We start from the raw sequence: 20,377 nt of genomic DNA, 5'->3' as shown, positions 1-20,377 counted from the left end.
ATAAATTTCAAAAATATAGTATCGTTATTATATTGTTTTTAGAAATAAACTATACGCTATTTTCAGTCATAATTTCTTTAGGTTTATATTTTCTTGCTAACAAATGAATGACATAACCTTTATTTAAAAAGCATATTTTTGCTCCTATGGCAAAAATATCAATTAACCTTGCTACAGGTTCGTTTCAGAAGGAAGAAATCATAGTTGGAATAGATTTGGGCACAACCAATAGTTTGGTGGCGTTTATCAATCCAGATAAAAATCCGCAGGTAATTAACGATGCTGGCAAAGGGATATTGGTACCATCAGTAGTCTATTTTAATGGCCAGAATGAAGCGGTTGTAGGTAACGAGGCGAAAGAATACTTAACTACTGATCCCTCTAACACGATTTTCTCTGTTAAAAGACTTCTTGGCCGATCTTATAAAGATGTAGCCGAACACGCCGCTATTTTTTCTTACAAGATTATCGATGACGATACCGATGCTTTGGTGAAAATCCAGGCTGGGAACCGTTTTTATACGCCTATAGAATTATCTGCAGAAATTTTAAAAGAACTTAAAGCAAGAGCAGAACATGCCTTAAAAACACCAGTTAACAGGGCAGTAATTACTGTTCCGGCCTATTTTAATGATAGTCAGCGCCAGGCCACCCGTGATGCCGGGAAACTGGCCGGTTTAGATGTGATGCGCATTGTAAACGAACCTACCGCAGCAAGTTTAGCTTACGGAATTGGCTTAGATCCTTCGCAACAAAGAACGATTGCCGTTTACGACTTAGGAGGAGGGACATTCGATGTCTCTATTCTACAGATTCAAAATGGAATTTTTGAGGTTTTGGCCACAAATGGAAATACGTATTTAGGTGGTGATGATTTCGATCGGGCCATTTTAAACTATTGGCTGGAGAAAAATAATCTTGATGTAACGGTAGTTGCCCAGGATAACATTTTAATGCAAACCTTACGTTTACAGGCCGAAGCTGCTAAAAAAGCGTTATCGACACAAAATTTATATAATGAACAGGTTGGCGAAATCTGGTGCACTCTGGATAAACAAACTTTTGAGCAGTTGATTGCCGCAAAAGTGGAAGAAACCATGACAGCCTGTAAAAATGCATTGAAAGATGCCGATTTAACCGCTGCCGATATCGACGAAGTAATTTTAGTAGGAGGTTCTACCCGTACACCATATGTAAAGCAGGCGGTAGAGAATTTCTTTGGTAAAAAACCGCAGGATAATATCAACCCTGATGAAGTAGTAGCACTTGGTGCAGCCATCCAGGCTGATGTTTTGGCCGGAAACCGTTCTGATATCTTATTGTTGGATGTAACCCCTCTTTCTTTGGGCATCGAAACCATGGGTGGTTTAATGGATGTTATTATTGCCCGCAACAGCAAAGTACCTACTAAAGCTGGTCGCCAATACACCACTTCTATAGATGGACAGGTAAATATGAAAATCTCTGTTTATCAGGGTGAGCGAGATCTGGTTAAAGAAAACAGGAAACTTGCCGAATTCGATTTGAAAGGAATCCCTGCAATGCCTGCTGGTTTGCCAAAGGTTGATATCAACTTTTTATTGAATGCCGATGGCATTTTAACTGTGCAGGCAATTGAGCTACGTTCGGGTGTTAAACAGGAGATCGAAATCACGCCAAGTTACGGCTTGAGTGATGATACGGTAGAAAAAATGTTGATCGACAGCATTACCCACGCCAAAAGCGACGTAGAACAACGCATGCTAATTGAAGCGAGAAGCGAAGGAGAACAATTGGTTTACACAGCCGAAGGTTTTATTAAAAAACATGCAGAACATTTAAGCGAGACCGAAATTGCAGAAACTGTGGCACATATCGAAGCGTTAAAAAAAGCTTTAGCCTCACAGGAAAAAGATACCATTTTAAAGAAAGCAGATGAACTGAATGAATTTACCCGCCCCTTTGCTGAGCGTGTAATGGATGCTGCGATTTCTACGGCAATGAAAGGTAAGAAGATAGAGTAAGTCCGATGTCGTGAGTCAGAAGTCCGATGATAAGTAACCAAAAGCTGATATGATCTTATATGATTCAAACCTGTTTAGTGTGTTCATTTTATTTTTTGGAAAGCAAAGACAATGCTAATCAGTTATGGCAGTCCCGCTTTACACTTTATCCGATGAAACCTGTGAAACAAGCATGCACACAATAAAAAAACAAAAGAATAGTGCATAAATCGGAATGCTCGCTACAATCAGGTTTAATAACGAGGGCTAACCGAAAAAACACAGGTTGATCTGCCCATAAAACAAACACAAATCATTATCTTCGGTTAAGGATCATCGATCAAACATTCTGATACTTTAACCCGTGCTTAAAATCTTAATTAGCTTTCTCTTCATTTTCATTGTATATCAAGGAAGCGCCTTTGCGCAACAGATACATCTTAATCAAGCCCCATTTAAAAATTTTAAGCAAAGTAATGATGACGTTTATACCGGATTTATTTCTATAAAATTGTAAAAATTGAATCAATGGTTACCTCAATAAAAGTTAAAGACAATAGCAATTTAGGTCCATTACTCTATGTTTTTGGTCTTTTCCCGCTATTTTTAGTCAACCTCACTTTTATCTTCGATCTAAGTTATCTCCAATCAACATTAATTACAATGTCGATATTAATTGTGTTTCTAATATTCTTTTTCAAAAATTTGATTGCTAAACAAGATGAATACGCAATTATTGCAGATGAAAATGAAATCACATTGTTAAAACTGGGGAATTTTAAGTGGAATGAAATTAAAACAATAAAAGCTATTGATGATGAGTCATTTGGACGTAGAAGATATTCTTTCATTAGCATTGTTTTACAAAATGGCAGAAAGTTTAAAATTGAATCTACAAATTTCGATTATACCAACCACGAGCTCGAAACCATTTTAAACAAGCTAGGCAAACTTACAGGTTAATAATTTTCTTACTATTTCTTACCATACATCAAAAACTACTCCCCGCGTATCGATTAACTTTGTTAAAATTATTTAACACTATGGAATTAGGTATCGGAATGTTTGGCGATCTGCAGATCAATGCAAAAGGAGAAATTCAACCCGCACAGCAAAGACTTCAGGAAATTATAGCAGAAATAAAACTAATGGACGAAGTTGGTTTAGATTTCTATGGCATTGGCGAACACCATCGCCCTGATTATGCCGTATCCAGTCCTGAAATTATATTAGCCGCTGCAGCCACAGTAACCAAAAATATTAAATTAAGCAGCGCGGTTTCGGTTTTAAGTTCATCTGACCCCGTTAAACTGTATCAAAACTTTGCAACGATAGATTTAATTTCGAACGGAAGGGCAGAATTAATGGCTGGTCGTGGAAGTTTTATCGAATCGTTTCCCATGTTCGGATATAACTTACAAGATTACGACGAACTTTATGAAGAAAAGCTTGAATTACTCCTTAAAATAAATAAGGAAACCAAAATTAGCTGGAAAGGTAAATTCAGAGCAGAACTGAATAATCAGGAAGTTTTGCCGAGGGCGGTAAACAATAATTTAAAAATTTGGGTAGCCGTTGGAGGAACCCCAGAATCAGTAGAACGCGCTGGTAGATTAGGCCTACCTGTAATGTTTGCCATTATCGGCGGTCAGCCTATACAGTTTAAACCACTTTTCGATTATTACAAAAAAGTGTACCAAGCCTATGGTCATGATATGAACAAGTTCGAAGTAGGTGTTCATATGCATTCCTTATTTGGCGAAAACAGTAACGAAGTTGCAGATTACTATTACCCCCTGTATTCAGCTCAGATGAACCGGATTGGTAAATCACGCGGTTGGGCACCTTATCAACGTAACCAGTTCGACGCTGGCCGAAGCAATAGCGGAGCCTTAATTATTGGCGATGTAAACGAATCGGTAGATAAAATTTTAGCAATGGAAGAAACGTTTGGCTTAACCCGTTTCTCTGCCCACATGGATGTTGGCGGACCATCTCATTCCGCAATGATGAAATCGATAGAGTTGCTCGGAAGCAAAATTGCGCCTAAAGTACGCAAAGCTTTAAATAAATAAGTAACGTTTTTGTTTTACAAAAAAATCAGTAAAAAGAATTTTTGCTGTAAAAATCGGCAAATTAATTTAATGGCATACAATTCCCCCCAACCTCATTAAGTTAAGTTTTTTAACCACAGATCTACACAGATAAACACGGTTTTTTATATCTGTGTGTATCCTTTTTATCTGTGGTTAAACTATTTTTACCTGTACCAATAGCTTAACTTAATGACATTGCCCCAACCCCTCTTTGCAAATAAGGAGGGGAGCTGATTTATTTTGCAAAACATAGCCAAAGGGCTCAAACTACAAACCTCGATAGTGAGAACTGATCTTACCTCAGCAGTTCCTGCTCCCCTCCTATTTTAGGAGGAGCGAGAGATGGGGAGAGCATTTCTCAGCTCATTCGCAAAATTTTCTGTACCCAATAGAAATACATTCCTATATTTAGTAAACTAAAAAATACGTACTACAAAATATAGAATGGATAATTCCGAAAAATTAAATCTGTTATTGATTAAGCTGGAAAACCTCTTGCTCAGGCAACAAAGCTTTGAAGCCGAAATTCAGGCTTTAAGAAACGAGGTTAAGGCGCTGCAATCGCCAGGTTCAGTGCCTATACCTCCAGCAGTAAATCTTGAACCAACAATTGCACCTCCCCCGAGAAATACGCCTCCGAGCTTTGCCACACAACGTTCAGCATCACCTCAATCTATTCCTGCACCTATTCCATCTCCTGTAAACCAAGCAAAACCTAATTTCGCCGATAGATTTAACCGCGAAAACATGGTTAAATCTGATTTCGAGAAGTTTGTAGGAGAAAACCTGATCAGCAAAATTGGTATCCTGATTTTAATTATCGGTGTGGCAATCGGTGCTAAATATGCCATTGATCATGATATGATTAGTCCGCTTACAAGAATTGTATTAGGTTATTCCGTTGGTACCGGTTTAATGGCTTTTGCCATTAAGCTTAAAGCCAAATATGAGAATTTTTCAGCCGTGTTGGTTAGCGGTGCAATTGCTATTATGTATTTTATCACCTATGCAGCTTACGATTTCTATGCGCTAATTCCGCAGGCACTGGCCTTTGCCTTAATGGTTGTATTCACCTCATTTACGGTTGTTGCAGCAATTAAGTATAATAAACAGGTTATCGCCCATATTGGTTTAGTTGGCGCTTATGCTGTCCCTTTTTTATTGAGCGATGGTTCGGGCAAAGTAGGTGTTTTATTTACCTATATGGCCATTATCAACATCGGCATCCTGGTACTTAGTTTCAAAAAATACTGGAAACCCCTATTTTATGCATCTTTTGGTTTAACATGGATCATCTTTTCGGCCTGGCGTTTAGATTTAAGCAATACAGACAATTACTTTGGCCTAGCAATATTATTTTCAACGCTATTTTTCCTCACTTTCTACATTACCAACTTAGCGTACAAAGTGAGCAAAAAAGAAGTTTTTGGCTTTAGCGATGTGGTGATTTTACTTTTAAATTCATTTGTATACTACGGAATAGGTTACCTAATATTATCAGATAACAAAAACAGCGCTGAATTGCTAGGCTTGTTTACATTGGCAAATGCTGTGATCCATTTTTTGGTATGCCTGATTATTTACAAGAAAAACCTGGCAGATAAAAATCTGTTTTATCTTATACTGGCAATGGTGATTACTTTTATTACCATGGCTGTTCCTGTTCAGTTAGATGGCGGTTGGGTTACCATTTTCTGGGTGGTAGAGGCCGCGGTACTGTTCTACTTAGCGAGGGTGAAAAAGATAGTTATTTATGAAAAATTATCCTTCCCATTAATATTTCTTGCCTTTTTTAGTTTGCTGGAAGATTGGATAACTTATTATGATATCTATAACGGAAATGCAACTGTAATCACGCCAATCCTTAATGTAGGTTTTTTAACTGCATGCATATTTATTGCCTGTTTTTTCTGGATGTTTCGCATTAGTAAAAAAGAAATTGAAGAGCCTGTACAATGGATCTGGATGAGACAGATACTTAGTTATTCCATTCCCGCTATTCTGGTTTTTGTGATCTATATGACCTTTAGGATTGAGATCTCTAAAAACTTTAACAACCTTTTTGAACTGAACAAGATTACCCTCAATCCAAAAACAAAGTTTTATGACTCAAGTAGTGAATACAACTATAACTACCTGATTTTAAAAACAGCATGGCTTTATATTTATACCTTGTTTTTTGCCTCAGCATTAAGTTATCTGAACATTAAAAAACTAAAAAATAGCGAACTTGCTATGGCTAACCTTCTTATTAACCTCATGGTTATCGTAGCGTTTCTAACCTTCGGGCTTTATAACTTAAGCGAGCTTAGAGATGCCTATTTACTTCCTGAAAGTAAATATTTCAGTATTGGCTCATTTAATATTGGCATCAGGTATATAGCAATCGCTTTTTTTGCTTTACTGATTGTACAATGCCACAAACTGCAACGTTCGGGCTTATTGAAAAAAGATTTGAAAATGATGTTCGATTTTTTGCTTTATGTTTCCCTGTTGTGGATCATCAGCAGCGAATTGATCAACATTTTAGAATTATCACATTCAGAAGGAAGTTATAAACTCGGATTGAGCATTCTTTGGGGCATATTCTCATTATTCTTAATTAGCATGGGCCTGGCCAAAAACAAAAAACACTTACGCATTGGGGCGATGGTTTTATTTGGAATAACCTTGATCAAGCTTTTCTTTTACGATATCTATTCTTTAAGCACAATCTCTAAAACCATAGTTTTTGTGTCGTTAGGGGTATTATTACTTATCATTTCTTTCCTTTACAATAAATACAAACATTTAATTATAGATGATGCTAAAGTTGAAAATTAACCTATTTACCTTGCTTTTACTTTGTGCCAGCATTACAAATGCACAAACTAATACTTATAAATTTAAGCGGCGTATAATGGGTGTTAATTCTGTTTGGCATAAAATTGCATTGCCAGATGATTTATATAAAAATGCAAATGCAGGTTTCGATGATTTAAGGATTTTTGGCTTCAACGGAAAAGATACCATAGAGATTCCTTACCTGTTAAAACAACGTGTAGATAAAGTAACTTCAAATGATATTACATTTAAACAGATTAACCAAAGTGCCAGTCCAAATGGTTACTATTATACTTTTCAATCGCTGGGAATAAACTTAATTAATCAGATTAAGTTGGCTTTTAAACAAGAAAACTTCGATTGGAAAGTTACCCTCGAAGGAAGTAATGATAACAAAGAATGGTTTTCCATCTTATCAGACTACCGAATTTTATCAATCAAAAATAGCGATACAGAATACCAGTTTACCAAACTGAATTTTCCTGATTCGAAATATCAATATTTTAGGATTGCGTTAAAAAGCCCCATACAGCCTGATTTGTTGGAAGCAAAAATTTCGAAAACAGATACCATAAAAGGAACCTATAAAGAGGTTAGGTACAAATCTTTCGACCTTAAAAATGATGTATCCAAAAAAGAAACCGTGGTTGATGTAACCTTGGCCGATCCTATTCCTCTATCCTATCTAAAGTTGAATGCACAAAGCGATTTCGATTTTTACCGTCCAATCAAAATAGAATATGCAACAGACAGTTTTAAAACCGACAAAGGCATTCAGTACAATTATGTGAATCTTTATGAGGGCATAATAAGTTCTTTAGAAGAAGCGGCATTCAATTTTGAAAATACCGTTACATCCAGGTTAAAAATTACTATCCAAAACAACGACAATAAACCATTACGATTAAATGGCTTACAGTTAAAAGGAAATATTTACGAAATTATTGCCCGGTTTGATCAGCCAAAAAATGAATATGCCCTCTATTATGGCAATGAAAAGGTAACTGCTCCGGTTTATGAAATTGAAAAATTTGAAAATAAAATTCCGGTTAATTTAACCAGCGTAAACATTGGAGCGGAACAGCAAAACCCGGCTTACACCATAAAAACAGAAAAACCACTATTCGAAAATAAAGCCTGGCTTTGGGTGCTAATGGTAGTGATTATTGTGTTATTGGGCTGGTTTTCATTTAAAATGTTAAAGAATTAAGATTTATTATTAAGATGAGTTTGTTAAAAAATTTATTTGGGAAAAAAGAAGATAAAATAAAATCGAATGAAGATTTCTGGATCTGGTTCCGGAAAAATGAAAAGGATTTCTTCAATGTTGTTAAAACAAGTGGGGATTTTGAAAAAGACTTCTTCGATAAGCTTTCGCCCAAATTGGCCGAATTGAAAGATGGTTATTTCTTTTTAACAGGAATGATCAATAACAATACCGCTGAACTGGTTCTTACGGCCGATGGGAACATTAAAAATATCGTTTTTGTAGAAGAGCTTGTTGCCGCCGCACCAAATATTGACGGTTGGACCATTACTGCATTAAAATCACCCTTAGCTATAGAAAATGTAAACATAAGTATGGGTAATTACGAGTTTAATAGAGAAAATTTAAATTTTTATTATACCGTACATCCAAATTTGCCAGATGAAATAGATCTAACCATTGTCCATGACGATTTAAACCAACAGAATGCCAACGCAATCACAAACGGGGTATATATTTTTCTTGATAATTACCTGGGGGAGCTGAACTTCGCAACTACCATAGATCGGTTAAATATAGTTGGAAAAGAACAGCACGAAAAAGAGCTTATCCCGATAGAAAAATTAAAAGATTTTCTGATCTGGCGTGAAAAGGAATTTATAGAAAAGTACGATGGCATAATTCACAGTACTGAAAATGACAGCTATAATATGCTGGAAGCGGAATTAGAAAATGGCAATCCATTAATTGCTGTTGTAAATACCGGTTTGTTATCCTGGGAGGATAAAGCGTCGCACCCATGGATTTTAAATGTTGAAATTAGATTTTCTCCGGACGGGAATGGATTACCCAATAAAGATGAATACGATCAGCTAAATAAGCTGGAAGATGAAATTTTAATGCTATTAAAAGATACTGATGGATATTTGAACATCGGCAGAGAGACCGCAAATGGCACAAGAGAGATCTTCTTCGCTTGTAAAGAATTCAGGAAACCCTCGAAAATAATGCCCCAATTCATCAAAAAATATGCCGGCAGTTTTCAGATATCTTACGAAATTTACAGAGATAAATATTGGCAATCATTTAATAGATTTATGGGCAACTAAACAAACCATGAAGAACATTTTCCAACCCTCGGCATTTAATCGATTACATTAATTAAACCCAACAACTTGACGAAGCCTATTCCGGCGATAGAGAATCACGTTCATTTAGTCCATTAGCAAAAACGGAGTGAAACAACATGTCCTATAAACACCTGAATCTTCATTTAGTATAATTTGGGGCTTAATTCCAGGCAAATAATAGCAAATTATTGTCCAGATCGCCCCCTTAAATCGTCACTTTTAAACCTTACGCAGACTAAAAATCCTACCTAACTTGTGGTAACAAAAAAACTTATACAAAATGACAAAACCACTTGTAACATGCCTTTGGTTTGACGGACAAGCCGAAGCAGCAGCAAAATACTACTGCACCGTTTTTAAAGATTCCAAAATTACTCAGATTACCCCTATGGTAGTTACTTTTGAATTAAATGGAAATAAATTTATGGGCCTTAATGGCGGGCCACAATTTAAATTCGATGAAGCTATTTCACTTATGGTTAACTGTGACAGTCAGAATGAAATAGATTATTACTGGGATACTTTTATAAATGATGGAGGCACAGAGAGTGTTTGCGGATGGCTAAAGGATAAATTCGGACTTTCATGGCAAATTGTTCCATCAAACATTGGTACGCTAATGGCTGAACCCGAAAGAGCAAAAAGAGTAATGGATGTGGTTATGCAGATGAAAAAGCTGGACATGAAAAAAATGGAAAACGCATAATTTTTGCTTCTAACCTGGGGAGTACAAAGAAAATTACTTATCTTAGGTTATATGAAAAGATTAACGATTTTAACCGCGTTAATCATCCCTATACTTTTTTGTACCTCCTGGGGGTTCTTTGCACATCAAAGGATAAACAATCTTGCTGTTTTTACTTTGCCTCCTGACATGATCGGTTTCTATAAAAAGAACATCAAATACATTACCGAACATGCTGTTGATCCAGATAAACGGAGATATGCTGATACGCTAGAAGCACCACGGCATTACCTTGATGTGGAAAATTATGAAAAAAATATTGATAGCATTCCTGAAAAATGGGATGATGCCCTGGCCAGATATGGATTAAAAAAGCTGAACACCGATGGTATTATCCCCTGGCAAATACAGCGTAGCTATTTTGGTTTAGTTAAAGCATTTAAAATGCATGATTCGGTAAAAATATTAAAATATTCTGCAGATCTGGGCCATTACATTGGCGATGCACACGTTCCTTTACACACCACTGCCAACCATAACGGGCAACTCACCAATCAAGTTGGTATCCACGCTTTTTGGGAAAGCCGTTTACCTGAATTGTTTTCAACTCAGTACAATTTTGTTGTAGGCCAGGCAGATTATATTGAAAACCCATTGCAGGAAATCTGGAAAGTACTTAAACATACCCATAGTTTGGTTGATACTGTTCTAAGTTGTGAAGCAGCATTAAATGCATCATTTCCTTCCAGGCAAAAGTATAGCTTTTCAGAACGGAACAATACCGTGCTCAAACAATACTCCAGAGAATATTCAAAAGCCTATCACGATAAGATGAACAATATGGTCGAAAAACAGATGCGCGCTGCCATATTAACCATAGGTTCTTTTTGGTATTCAGCCTGGGTAGATGCCGGACAGCCGGTGCTCAAAAACCTGGTTAAAACAGAAATATCGCCTGATGAACAAAAAGAGGAAAAAGAAACCGAAAAGAAATACCAAAATGGTATACTTATCGGCCGGGAACTTTAGTTATGATTTGGGATCCTCTCCTTCAATAATTTTTTCAACCTTTTTAGGCTCCATGCGGCTCCTGATGGCAGCCCAAATGGCAGGAACAAAAGTAACTACGGCAATAAAGATGATGACAAGTTCGAAGTTATTTTTGATTACCGGAATCTGTCCTAACAGGTAACCACCAATTAATAGGGCGAAAATCCAGGTTACACCACCAATAATATTATAGTAGGTAAAACGGCCAAAAGGCATTTTCGCTATACCGGCAACAAAAGGCGCAATTGTTCGGAAAATCGGCAAGAACCGGCTCAACATAATGGCTTTACCACCATGTTTTTCGAAAAATTCATGCGATTGGTGATAATATTTAAGTTTTAAGATTTTATTTTTCTCTTTAAATACCCCGGCGCCCAAAACACTTCCCAGTTTATAGTTAACTGTATTCCCCAAAATCGCAGCTACAATTAATATAAGGAGCATAATCCAGATATTTAAACCAGTTTCATGTTCGCCTGCAATTAATGCACCCATCGCAAAAAGCAATGAATCGCCGGGAAGGAACGGTGTAACCACAAAACCTGTTTCCGCAAAAATGATCAGGAATAAAATAAGGTAGGTCCATGTACGATATTCATTAACAATTTCGGCTAAATGAACATCAATGTGAAGAATAAAATCTAAAAGCTGCTGTAGTAATTCCAATTTATCTGATTTTGGGCAAAAGTATAAATAGTAAAGAGATTAATGCTTAAAATAGTAATAAATAATTAGTTGGATGAGATGATCCGGTTTTTAAGCTCACCTTTTTTATCTCCGTCAAGTAATATCAGGTAAACTCGTCCATTATTAATGGTGAGAGAATCTAAACGTGTGACAACGGGTGGTGGATTTGTTGCTGTAGGGATAGATAATTTAAATGCATATTTCATGATCTTATTAACTTTTACTTTAAAAGTCTTAGTCTCACCATAACCAAGTGAAGATTCAATCGGTTTAGCTGTATTTGTACTATCTGTAATTACAACGTTAGATCCAAGTGTGTAACCCAGGTTTATAAAAGTTAACTTAGCAGAATCCAGATCTGGTTTTACATCATCCGTATAAACTTTCAATTTTGCAGGATCGCCGGTTTTTTCTTTGTAATAAAAAACAGAATAATTTTGACCAATTTTAAATGTCTGATTCGTCAATGAAGTAGCATCTACACCAGTGCCTATATTTTTGGTAGTGATGTTAAAAACAGAATCGCCGGGTATAACAACATAACTTGTATTTGTATTATAAGCTACCGAAGTTCCAATCTGTATCCCATTTAAATAAAAATTTTGAGTTGTATCGGTGGAAGCCGCTTGAAAAAAACGGATTTTCGCATCTCCTTTAATGAAATTATTGTTTTTGATACAAGAGCTGATTAAAAAAGCGCATGCAAAAAGAAGGAATATTTTGGAAAACAATACTGTATTTTTCATATAAAATTGCCAATGCTAATAAAACGTAAAGATAGCAGAAAGCATATTAAACTTTGAAATTAATTATCGGTAATGATATGTGAAGTTAATGTTGCAGCGGTAGTACCACTAAACCAGACCGTATAAATTTTACCTCCTGACAAGTTTGTGCTTTCAATCGTTTTAATACTACCTGAACCTACCACTGAATATCTTAAATTTACACCAGTATCTACCGTAAAATAATTCGAGGCTTCTTTAAAAGCCAATCCGTTAACGAATTGTGTACCTCCCTCCACCATAACGTTTATACCTGTCGCAAAACTGGGCGTAAGGTTAATCAGTTTAATTTTTGCTTTGGCTGATTCTGTATTACTCAGATTATCTTCATAATTAACAATTTCCAGTTCGCCCTTTTTATTGGTAACCAAAAAAGTAGTGTATGTGATAGATGGGGTAAAGTTTAATGAAGTATCTGTACCCGTATTATTTGTTCCGGTGTAAGAAACGCTTCTATTACCTGAAGGTATTTTTACATATTCGCTCGTTTCTCCAAATGCTAACGCCGAAGTGGTTAGTTTCTCCTTATCTAAATAAAAATCCTGATGATCCTCGGCCAGTGAAGCATTAACCATTTTTAACCTGGCCTCGCCATTAACTACTTCACCTGGATTATTTTTTTTACAGGATGACAAGCCTATACTGCATAAGGCAATGAGCAAAAGCAGGAGTTTCGAGAGGTTGTTATAGATTTTCATTAGTTTGTGTTGGTTGATTAAAAACAAAAATGGCTCGGTCAAAAACCAAGCCATTTTTCCATTAAACTAATGAATTAGTTTTTTTTTAATAACTATTGTTTAGCATCACAGGCATTACCAACATTAAGACGTCTTCATTTTCGTCATTGGTTTGCGGAATTAAAAGTCCAGCCCTATTTGGTGTAGAAAGTTCTAAAGTAACTTCATCACCACTTAAATTACTTAACATTTCGATCAAAAAGCGTGCATTGAAGCCAATTTCGAGGTCTTCACCATCATATTGGCAACTTAAACGCTCATGTGCCTCGTTAGCAAAATCCAAATCTTCAGAAGAGATATTTAATTCACTTCCGCTAATTTTCAATCTTACCTGATGCGTCGTTTTATTGGCAAAAATTACAACCCTGCGAAGGGTATTTAAAAACAAACTTCTATCGATAATTAGCTTGTTTGGATTATTGGTTGGAATTACTGCTTCATAATCAGGATAGCGCTCGTCTATTAAACGACACACTAAGTTGATATTTTCGAACTTAAAGAAAGCGCTTGTTGCATTATAATCTACTGATACATTAATATCTGTTGAAGGTAAAGCAGCTTTTAAAAGTGTTAAGGCCTTTTTCGGAAGAATAAATGAGGTTGCTTTATCTGCTTTGCTATCCATACGGCGATATCTCACCAATTTATGTGCATCAGTAGCTACAAAGGTGATGTGCTGAGGAGATAACTGACAGAATACACCTGTCATAGCCGGGCGCAACTCATCATTACTTACCGCAAAAATAGTTTTTGTTATGGCTTCGGTTAAAACTGATGCTGGTAAATTTACAGAAGACGCGTTTTCTACTACAGGAATCTTCGGAAAATCATCACCATTTTCACCACTCAATTTATATTTACCATCACCGGCGCTGATCTCGATCGCAAAAGTACTATCATCGATATTGAAAGCGATTGGTTGATCTGGTAACGTTTTAAGCGTATCTAATAAAATTTTAGATGGAACAGCCACTTTGCCTTCTTCCTTTGACTCTACAGCCAAAGCAGTTGTCATGCTGGTTTGCAGATCGGTAGCAGAGATAGTTAAGTTTCCATCTTTAATTTCGAAGAGAAAATTTTCTAATATAGGCAAAACCGTACTGCTGCTTGATGCACCATTTACGGTTTGTAAGTGTTTTAATAGAGTTGATGTGGATACAATAAATCTCATGATGTTATTTAGTCTTCTTCAAAAATATAAAAATTATTTAGCGTACTTGTATTTGCGGTAATAATGTTGAAAAATTGCAAAGAATATTAACAATAACAAGGGCGCCACAACATTTATAAATTGCCACTTTGTTTTTTCGAGCTTAATTTTCGCCTTATCCAACAATCTAATTTTTACTTCTTTATTCCTTAGGGCAATTAAGTTATCGTTATCTGTAAAATAATCGACAATGTTGAGTAATAAAGCCTTATTGCCAAAAGTACGCTGCGAATAACGATCGAAACCTAATGGAAAGGGCGTTCCGTTTTGCGCTGATACCTGGTTTTTAAAAATATCACCATCTCCTATTACGATCATTTTAGAAGCTTTGCTGGTGCTTTCTAAGGTATAAGGCAGCGTAATGGTAGCTGGTAAGGGGCGCCCGGCAAAAACCGATGGGAAATGACCTTCTAAGATCAAACCAACATGTTGCGGTTTACTCTGGAAAGATCGTGGATCTAACTGTTCGCCTACCATCTGCAAGTTAAACAATTTCGGCACATTAAATACTTTGTTATAAGGCGAGGTATTCAAAATGTAAGATTTCTTCACACCTTTAACTCCAATAGTATCTACCGTGCTTGGAAATTCAGATTTTACACCATCCAGCTTTTTCACTACACTTCCAGCCGTATCAGGTAATAAGATAGGATAATAAATCCAGGGCACCAGTTGCATCTGGTTCTGTCCGCCTACAACCCCTGTTGAAACCGGAATTTCGGTACTGTTCGCCGGATCAGCAATAATATTATAATTGATCCTTGCGCCATACATAAAAAGCATATCATCCAGGTTCAGATTACTATTAACAGCCATCTGTCCACTTTTCCCACCTAAACTATCCAATTCGGCATTTACCTGGTCGATACTCCAGATTACCCTCCCGCCATTCATTACAAAATAGTTGATTTTGTATTTTTCAGCTTCTGTAAATGGTTTCCTGGGCTTGGCAATAATCAGCATTTTCAATTTATCAAGCCCTGCCTTATCAATACTATTTAAATCAATTCGGCCAACCAGATAACTATTCGATAAGGTGTGAATCGCATCAGCCAGTTGCAAATCAGAGAGTTCGCCATTTGATTCAGAGAAACCAATCCGAGGATTATCACCCGAAAGTACCTTCTTTAAACTTGAAGTAAAAATGTACTCCAGATTTTCAATAGCGCGGTTTATATTGTCTTCGTAATTCCCACGGATATCTAAATTCTGAAAAAGTTTAATGGGGAATTCCTTATCCTCACTTTCCATCATGGCCATCGGAAATACGAGTTTCTGCGTTAACCCACTTTCTGTTTTAATACTTAAATTGGTTGCTTCTATTCCTCTTTCGTACAAATTATTGATTACTGTATCCTGATCGGCCTGATTAAGCCCGGCTATGGGGTCGACAAAAACTACTTTAACTTCCGTTTTAGCATAAGCTTTATAATCAGATAAAATATCCGATACCGCAGCTTGCAGACGTTTAAATGCAGGTGGTAACTCACCAGCTAAAAACACAGTAATAATTACCGGTTTTTCATTTTTCTGCAGTAAGCCTTTTGTTTTCTCACTCAGTGTAAAACGTTTATCGGCAGTAAAATCAAAACGATAGAAAACGTACTGACCTAAAATATTTATAATAACCAGTGTAGTTATTAAGACGATCAAATTAATCCATTTATTCTTCAGCTTCATTATCGTTTACCTCCTATGATTAATTTGGTGAACAATAAAAAAAGTACCGAAAAGGAGATAAAGTAAATCAGATCTCTGGTGTCTAAAACGCCACGGCTTATGGAAGTATAATGTTGATTAATGCCTAAGTTGCGAACGATATTCTCCATACTTTGAAATGCAGCAATCTGACTGCTATAATCGAAGCCTAAAAAAGCAAATGCACATAAGGCCGCGCTGATGACAAATGCAATAACCTGATTTTTAGTTAATGCAGAAGAGAAAATACCAATTGATGTGAAGGCAGCACCCAATAAAAACAAACCGATATAGGAGCCAATAACCGATCCTGAATCGATATTTCCTTCAGGAAAACCCAATTTTGAGATGCTATAATAATAGACTAAGGTTGGGATTAAGGCAAATAATACCAAAACCAGGCTCGCTAAATATTTTGCCGCAATAATCTGCCAGATTTGGATGGGCCGGGTAATTAAAAGTTCGAAAGTCCCCTCTCTCCTTTCCTCGGCAAAAGAGCGCATGGTAATGGCGGGAATGAGAAACATAAAAAGATAAGGAACCAAACTGAAAAAACCGTCAAGTTCGGCATAACCATAATCAAGCACTGAAGTATCAGGAAAAAACCAAAGTAAGAGGCCAGAAACCAATAGAAAAATGCCAATGGTTATATAGGCAACCATCGAACTCAAGAAACTGAATAACTCGCGTTTAAAAACTGCGTACATCTGCTAATAAAACGCCGAAGTTAACCATTTATTCCTGCAAATTTAAAAGGAATTGATTAAATGAATGCATTATCAAATCAGCAATATTTAAATTTAAAAAGAGGCAGTATCATAAATTTCGAATTATCATCCTGAGCCTGTCGAAGGACTTAGTTAAATCACTTTATGTGTTTCGACAGGCTCAACATGACAAAATCTGAGGAGAAAGTGTCTTTATGATACAACCTCTTCTTGATGTCTCGGTTTGGTTTAGAAAGAAAAACCTATACCAACGGTGAAAACCTTGTTTTTAAAGGTAATCTCATCAGAGAGATCTGTATCCGCTATATTGCTTAGTCCTAATCCGTAACCAGCATGAATATTAAAGCCATTGTTTAATTGGTAACCTGCCAGAAAATTTAAGCCAAAATCGGTACGTTTAAATTCAGATTCATTTTCACCAAATTTAATGTCCTCTTTCATTGATCCATATTTGCCATTTGCACTCAATGCATAAGCAAAATAAGGGCCGGCGCCAACAAATATTTTACCAGAACCATTCAATTTAAAATTAGCCAATACATTTACCGGCAATTCGAGGTAATTAAAGTTTAAGGTAACTTTCTCTGTGCTTCCAAAATCGCTATCTTCAAAAGCAAAGCTGTTACTATTAAATTTTGTTCCTTTGCTGATAAAGGTTAAGCCGGGTTGGATTGAGATTACATCCGATACCGCAAATTCTGCTGTACCGCCAACGTAAAATGAGGTTTTGGCATCAAAACTTACTGAAGTACTGCCTGATGAGATGGTCATGTTTGGAAAAGCCACACCTGCTTTTACGCCAAAAGTTACCGGTTTTTCTGTTTGAGCTGAAGCTGCAAAGCCTAAGCCAGCAACTGTTAATAAAGATAATACTAACCTTTTCATAATTTTGAGAGTTGTTATAAGAATTGTTTTTTATTTTCCGTGCTTTTGCTTGTTTTGGCAAAAACGCTACAATGATAATAAACTAATTTAATAGTTTATTATTTTTTTTCATATCGTTGGAATGATGCAGTTTAGAAACAACAGAGCCCTAACTACTATAAAAAAAACTGATTAACTGAATAAAAAATCAAACAATTTATCATCATGATTGCTTTACAACCCAAATAAATAGGCAAATCTAATTCCCACAAATCCTTTACTATCGGATTTGTTTAAGCCGGCAATATTGTTTTTACCTGTCCATGCTTCGTAGCGGATCCCTAAATCGAGTCTATTTCCTCCTGAAAGTTTGAATTGATTGCCAATACCAGGCGACCAAATAAATAAGGTTTTTTGTTCCTTATTTAAGGGTAAAGCGGCTCCCAATTGACCTTCAGCATAAAAGCTTTCGCTCAATTGGTATTTCAGTCCGGCTTTTGCAGGAATATAGGTTAAATCGTGCACACTGAAAAGTTGATTCCGTCTGCCAAAAAAATTCATAAAACCTGCATTTAAAGTTATGGCAAAATTTTCTGCAACAGGAAGATCAGCTTTTACTGATGCACCCAGGCCAATTCCTGAAAGGTTAGAAAAATTGCCTGATGGCAGACCAATTTCCGCCGCAATACCAATGTTAGCGTTATTTTGAGCTTTTAAAAGTGACGGACTTGAAAATAAAAAAGCTATAAGTATTATTTTTATGCTACGCATGAAATTTAAGCGGTTAATTTTCTGAAAATATCTTCTAATGATTGTTGTTGGTGCACTTTTTTAAGTCCCTCGAGTGAATCGCTTGCTACAATTTTACCTTTGTTAATAATGATGATGTCATCACAAATGGCTTCAACTTCTTGCATAATGTGGGTAGAAATAACAACCGTTTTAGCTTTGCCCAATGTTTTGATCAGTTGCCTGATGTCGACCAGTTGATTGGGGTCTAAACCAGAAGTAGGCTCATCTAAAATTAAAACCGCTGGATTATGAATGATTGCCTGGGCCAGCCCCACTCTTTGGCGATACCCTTTAGATAACATCCCAATTTTTTTATGCTGTTCTGGTGTTAAGCCTAGCATTTTGATGACTTGGTCAATCCTTGCAGGTAAATTGATAAGTTTATACGTTTGACCAACAAAGTTTAAAAATTCCTTTACATACATATCAGTATAAAGCGGCGTATTTTCAGGAAGGTAGCCAATATGCTTTTTAGCTTCAATGGCATCAGAAATAATGCTTTTACCAAAAATTTCAGCCTCACCAGAAGTAGGCGATAAGTAACCGGTAAGCATACGCATGGTGGTAGATTTACCGGCGCCATTAGGACCCAGAAAACCCAAAATACGCCCTGGTTTAGCCTCAAAACTGATGGAATCAACCGCTCTTTGCTTATCGTAATGTTTAGAAAGATTTTTAACTGAAATACTCATTTTGTTATTTTTTACCACTGATTGCACAGATAAATACAGCTTTCATAATTGATTAAACCGATTTGTGCTCATCTTTTCCATCTGTGGTTAATTAATATGCGGTGAACTTATTTTTTTATTGTACCTAAATTTATCCAACTCTTCTGATGCCTGTTGTAAATTATCCCCAGACAAAATATCTGCACCGTTGTTAACCAAATGATAATAAACATTTTTTGCCGGACTGGCAATGGCACTTTTATCGATATTGCCCATAGTACCTAAAATAGTGGTAATACCTTTAGCGTGTAAGTATCGGTATAAGTCTTTATCTGGAGCAGAAACTCCAACAAAAGCTACAATCCGGTTATTGGGAATACCAATATTATTTAAGCGCTTCAATTCGGCTTTCTTTTGAACCGATGCAGAAATCATTAACTCAGGTGCCAACTGATACACTTCTTTTGCCTGATCTGCAGTATAGGTGATGATAATTGAATTACTTTCTACTTTATATCGCCTTACTTTTTCAATTACTTTTGCATAAGAAATTCCTTTCTTCAAATCGATGGTTAACAAAACTTTTCCCTTGCTCCAGCTCAGTACGCTATCCAAAGTGGGGATTTTAAATTTTGTTTCTTTGCCTTCATCATCTTTCAGGTTAAAGGCTTTCAACTCCTCGTATGTATAATTGCCAATTGGTCCTTTCCCCGTAGACGTGCGATCGAGCTGATCATCGTGCATGATCACCATTACGGAATCTTTACTGTAAGCAATATCAAATTCGATTATTACAGGATTATAAGTAATGGCATTATCGAATGTTTCGATACAGTTTTCAGGAAAACCAGGCATTGGGCCTCCTCGATGGGCACTAATTAATGGAAAACGGTTTTCTGGCGACCATTTTAAGAATTGATATAACTCCGCAGGTGTATTAAATTTAATATAGTGATGTTTTTTTTCTTCTGGTTTACATGAGGTAAAAACTGCAACAATAACCAAAAATAGTAAATGATGGAATTTCATGTTTCAAAAGTAGGAAAAAATGGAAGATGGAAGAGGTAAAACGGAATGTTAAATGTTAATCAATTTATATAATTCAAACTCGTTTAGAACATTAATCATGCTACGTTTTCGCCACCTAAGCTGATTGCAGTGAGCACAAGTGTGACGAAGTAAAGCGGAAAGCAGGAACGCTGGAACCAATAAGCAAACTATTGCTTTCTTAA

The 20,377-nt window shown here is 36.3% G+C and carries 18 protein-coding genes; 8 read left to right on the top strand and 10 right to left on the bottom strand.

Features of this window, described 5'->3' with window-relative positions; genetic code table 11:
* Window positions 1–146: 146 nt before the first annotated feature.
* The 8 genes from dnaK to FFJ24_RS02825 all read left to right on the top strand — a co-directional run bounded on the left by dnaK (window position 147) and on the right by FFJ24_RS02825 (window position 10,952).
* Window positions 147–2,003 carry a molecular chaperone DnaK gene (dnaK, locus tag FFJ24_RS02860; RefSeq protein WP_138820703.1) on the top strand — a complete coding sequence of 619 codons (1,857 nt, stop codon included), beginning with the start codon at window positions 147–149 and terminating at the stop codon, window positions 2,001–2,003.
* A gap of 507 nt (window positions 2,004–2,510) precedes the next feature.
* A complete protein-coding gene (locus tag FFJ24_RS02855; protein ID WP_138820702.1) occupies window positions 2,511–2,945 on the top strand; it encodes a hypothetical protein in 435 nt (144 codons plus the stop codon).
* Between the two features lie 80 nt (window positions 2,946–3,025).
* Window positions 3,026–4,057, top strand: coding sequence for an Atu2307/SP_0267 family LLM class monooxygenase (locus FFJ24_RS02850; protein ID WP_138820701.1), 1,032 nt, complete (start codon window positions 3,026–3,028; stop codon window positions 4,055–4,057).
* Window positions 4,058–4,522: 465 nt separating this feature from the next.
* Entirely contained in the window at window positions 4,523–6,901 is a 2,379-nt protein-coding gene (locus tag FFJ24_RS02845) for a DUF2339 domain-containing protein (protein WP_138820700.1), read from the top strand.
* A gap of 76 nt (window positions 6,902–6,977) precedes the next feature.
* Window positions 6,978–8,111 (top strand): DUF3999 family protein, encoded by a 1,134-nt coding sequence (locus tag FFJ24_RS02840; protein WP_168202366.1) that lies wholly within the window; start codon window positions 6,978–6,980, stop codon window positions 8,109–8,111.
* A 14-nt stretch (window positions 8,112–8,125) separates the two neighbouring features.
* A complete protein-coding gene (locus tag FFJ24_RS02835) occupies window positions 8,126–9,217 on the top strand; it encodes a DUF695 domain-containing protein (RefSeq protein WP_138820698.1) in 1,092 nt (363 codons plus the stop codon).
* Between the two features lie 301 nt (window positions 9,218–9,518).
* Entirely contained in the window at window positions 9,519–9,944 is a 426-nt protein-coding gene (locus FFJ24_RS02830) for a VOC family protein (protein WP_138820697.1), read from the top strand.
* A gap of 51 nt (window positions 9,945–9,995) precedes the next feature.
* Complete coding sequence (locus tag FFJ24_RS02825; RefSeq protein ID WP_138820696.1) at window positions 9,996–10,952, top strand: zinc dependent phospholipase C family protein; 957 nt, start codon at window positions 9,996–9,998, stop codon at window positions 10,950–10,952.
* Here FFJ24_RS02825 and FFJ24_RS02820 read toward each other — a convergent pair whose 3' ends face one another.
* From FFJ24_RS02820 to FFJ24_RS02775, 10 genes are all read right to left on the bottom strand, one after another.
* Window positions 10,953–11,639, bottom strand: a complete 687-nt coding sequence (locus FFJ24_RS02820; protein WP_138820695.1) for a DedA family protein — start codon at window positions 11,637–11,639, stop codon at window positions 10,953–10,955.
* Window positions 11,640–11,704: 65 nt separating this feature from the next.
* Window positions 11,705–12,406: a DUF4397 domain-containing protein gene (locus tag FFJ24_RS02815; RefSeq protein WP_138820694.1), complete on the bottom strand. Its 702-nt coding sequence runs from the start codon at window positions 12,404–12,406 to the stop codon at window positions 11,705–11,707.
* Between the two features lie 59 nt (window positions 12,407–12,465).
* Complete coding sequence (locus FFJ24_RS02810; protein ID WP_168202365.1) at window positions 12,466–13,143, bottom strand: DUF4397 domain-containing protein; 678 nt, start codon at window positions 13,141–13,143, stop codon at window positions 12,466–12,468.
* A gap of 85 nt (window positions 13,144–13,228) precedes the next feature.
* Window positions 13,229–14,353, bottom strand: a complete 1,125-nt coding sequence (gene dnaN, locus FFJ24_RS02805; protein WP_086545224.1) for a DNA polymerase III subunit beta — start codon at window positions 14,351–14,353, stop codon at window positions 13,229–13,231.
* Between the two features lie 33 nt (window positions 14,354–14,386).
* Window positions 14,387–16,045, bottom strand: a complete 1,659-nt coding sequence (gene gldG / locus FFJ24_RS02800) for a gliding motility-associated ABC transporter substrate-binding protein GldG (protein WP_371716945.1) — start codon at window positions 16,043–16,045, stop codon at window positions 14,387–14,389.
* Window positions 16,046–16,071: 26 nt separating this feature from the next.
* Window positions 16,072–16,797, bottom strand: a complete 726-nt coding sequence (gldF, locus tag FFJ24_RS02795; protein ID WP_138820691.1) for a gliding motility-associated ABC transporter permease subunit GldF — start codon at window positions 16,795–16,797, stop codon at window positions 16,072–16,074.
* A gap of 249 nt (window positions 16,798–17,046) precedes the next feature.
* Entirely contained in the window at window positions 17,047–17,703 is a 657-nt protein-coding gene (locus FFJ24_RS02790; protein WP_138820690.1) for a porin family protein, read from the bottom strand.
* A gap of 213 nt (window positions 17,704–17,916) precedes the next feature.
* Entirely contained in the window at window positions 17,917–18,453 is a 537-nt protein-coding gene (locus tag FFJ24_RS02785) for a hypothetical protein (RefSeq protein ID WP_138820689.1), read from the bottom strand.
* A 5-nt stretch (window positions 18,454–18,458) separates the two neighbouring features.
* Window positions 18,459–19,166: an ATP-binding cassette domain-containing protein gene (locus FFJ24_RS02780; protein WP_138820688.1), complete on the bottom strand. Its 708-nt coding sequence runs from the start codon at window positions 19,164–19,166 to the stop codon at window positions 18,459–18,461.
* Between the two features lie 87 nt (window positions 19,167–19,253).
* The gene (locus FFJ24_RS02775) at window positions 19,254–20,174 is read right to left on the bottom strand and encodes a glycerophosphodiester phosphodiesterase family protein (RefSeq protein ID WP_138820687.1); all 921 of its coding nucleotides are present in this window, start codon (window positions 20,172–20,174) and stop codon (window positions 19,254–19,256) included.
* Between the last annotated feature and the right edge of the window lie 203 nt (window positions 20,175–20,377).

The organism is Pedobacter sp. KBS0701 (genome assembly GCF_005938645.2).
Lineage (GTDB): Bacteria > Bacteroidota > Bacteroidia > Sphingobacteriales > Sphingobacteriaceae > Pedobacter.
This window is presented reverse-complemented; position numbering and strand designations above follow the sequence as displayed.

Excerpts from the sequence above, each read along its gene's own strand:
- dnaK (WP_138820703.1), top strand. The coding sequence starts at position 147 with ATGGCAAAAATATCAATTAACCTTGCTACAGGTTCGTTTCAGAAGGAA.
- FFJ24_RS02855 (WP_138820702.1), top strand. The coding sequence starts at position 2,511 with ATGGTTACCTCAATAAAAGTTAAAGACAATAGCAATTTAGGTCCATTA.
- FFJ24_RS02850 (WP_138820701.1), top strand. The coding sequence starts at position 3,026 with ATGGAATTAGGTATCGGAATGTTTGGCGATCTGCAGATCAATGCAAAA.
- FFJ24_RS02845 (WP_138820700.1), top strand. The coding sequence starts at position 4,523 with ATGGATAATTCCGAAAAATTAAATCTGTTATTGATTAAGCTGGAAAAC.
- FFJ24_RS02840 (WP_168202366.1), top strand. The coding sequence starts at position 6,978 with ATGGGTGTTAATTCTGTTTGGCATAAAATTGCATTGCCAGATGATTTA.
- FFJ24_RS02835 (WP_138820698.1), top strand. The coding sequence starts at position 8,126 with ATGAGTTTGTTAAAAAATTTATTTGGGAAAAAAGAAGATAAAATAAAA.
- FFJ24_RS02830 (WP_138820697.1), top strand. The coding sequence starts at position 9,519 with ATGACAAAACCACTTGTAACATGCCTTTGGTTTGACGGACAAGCCGAA.
- FFJ24_RS02825 (WP_138820696.1), top strand. The coding sequence starts at position 9,996 with ATGAAAAGATTAACGATTTTAACCGCGTTAATCATCCCTATACTTTTT.
- FFJ24_RS02815 (WP_138820694.1), bottom strand. The coding sequence starts at position 12,406 with ATGAAAAATACAGTATTGTTTTCCAAAATATTCCTTCTTTTTGCATGC.
- FFJ24_RS02810 (WP_168202365.1), bottom strand. The coding sequence starts at position 13,143 with ATGAAAATCTATAACAACCTCTCGAAACTCCTGCTTTTGCTCATTGCC.
- dnaN (WP_086545224.1), bottom strand. The coding sequence starts at position 14,353 with ATGAGATTTATTGTATCCACATCAACTCTATTAAAACACTTACAAACC.
- gldF (WP_138820691.1), bottom strand. The coding sequence starts at position 16,797 with ATGTACGCAGTTTTTAAACGCGAGTTATTCAGTTTCTTGAGTTCGATG.
- FFJ24_RS02790 (WP_138820690.1), bottom strand. The coding sequence starts at position 17,703 with ATGAAAAGGTTAGTATTATCTTTATTAACAGTTGCTGGCTTAGGCTTT.
- FFJ24_RS02785 (WP_138820689.1), bottom strand. The coding sequence starts at position 18,453 with ATGCGTAGCATAAAAATAATACTTATAGCTTTTTTATTTTCAAGTCCG.
- FFJ24_RS02780 (WP_138820688.1), bottom strand. The coding sequence starts at position 19,166 with ATGAGTATTTCAGTTAAAAATCTTTCTAAACATTACGATAAGCAAAGA.
- FFJ24_RS02775 (WP_138820687.1), bottom strand. The coding sequence starts at position 20,174 with ATGAAATTCCATCATTTACTATTTTTGGTTATTGTTGCAGTTTTTACC.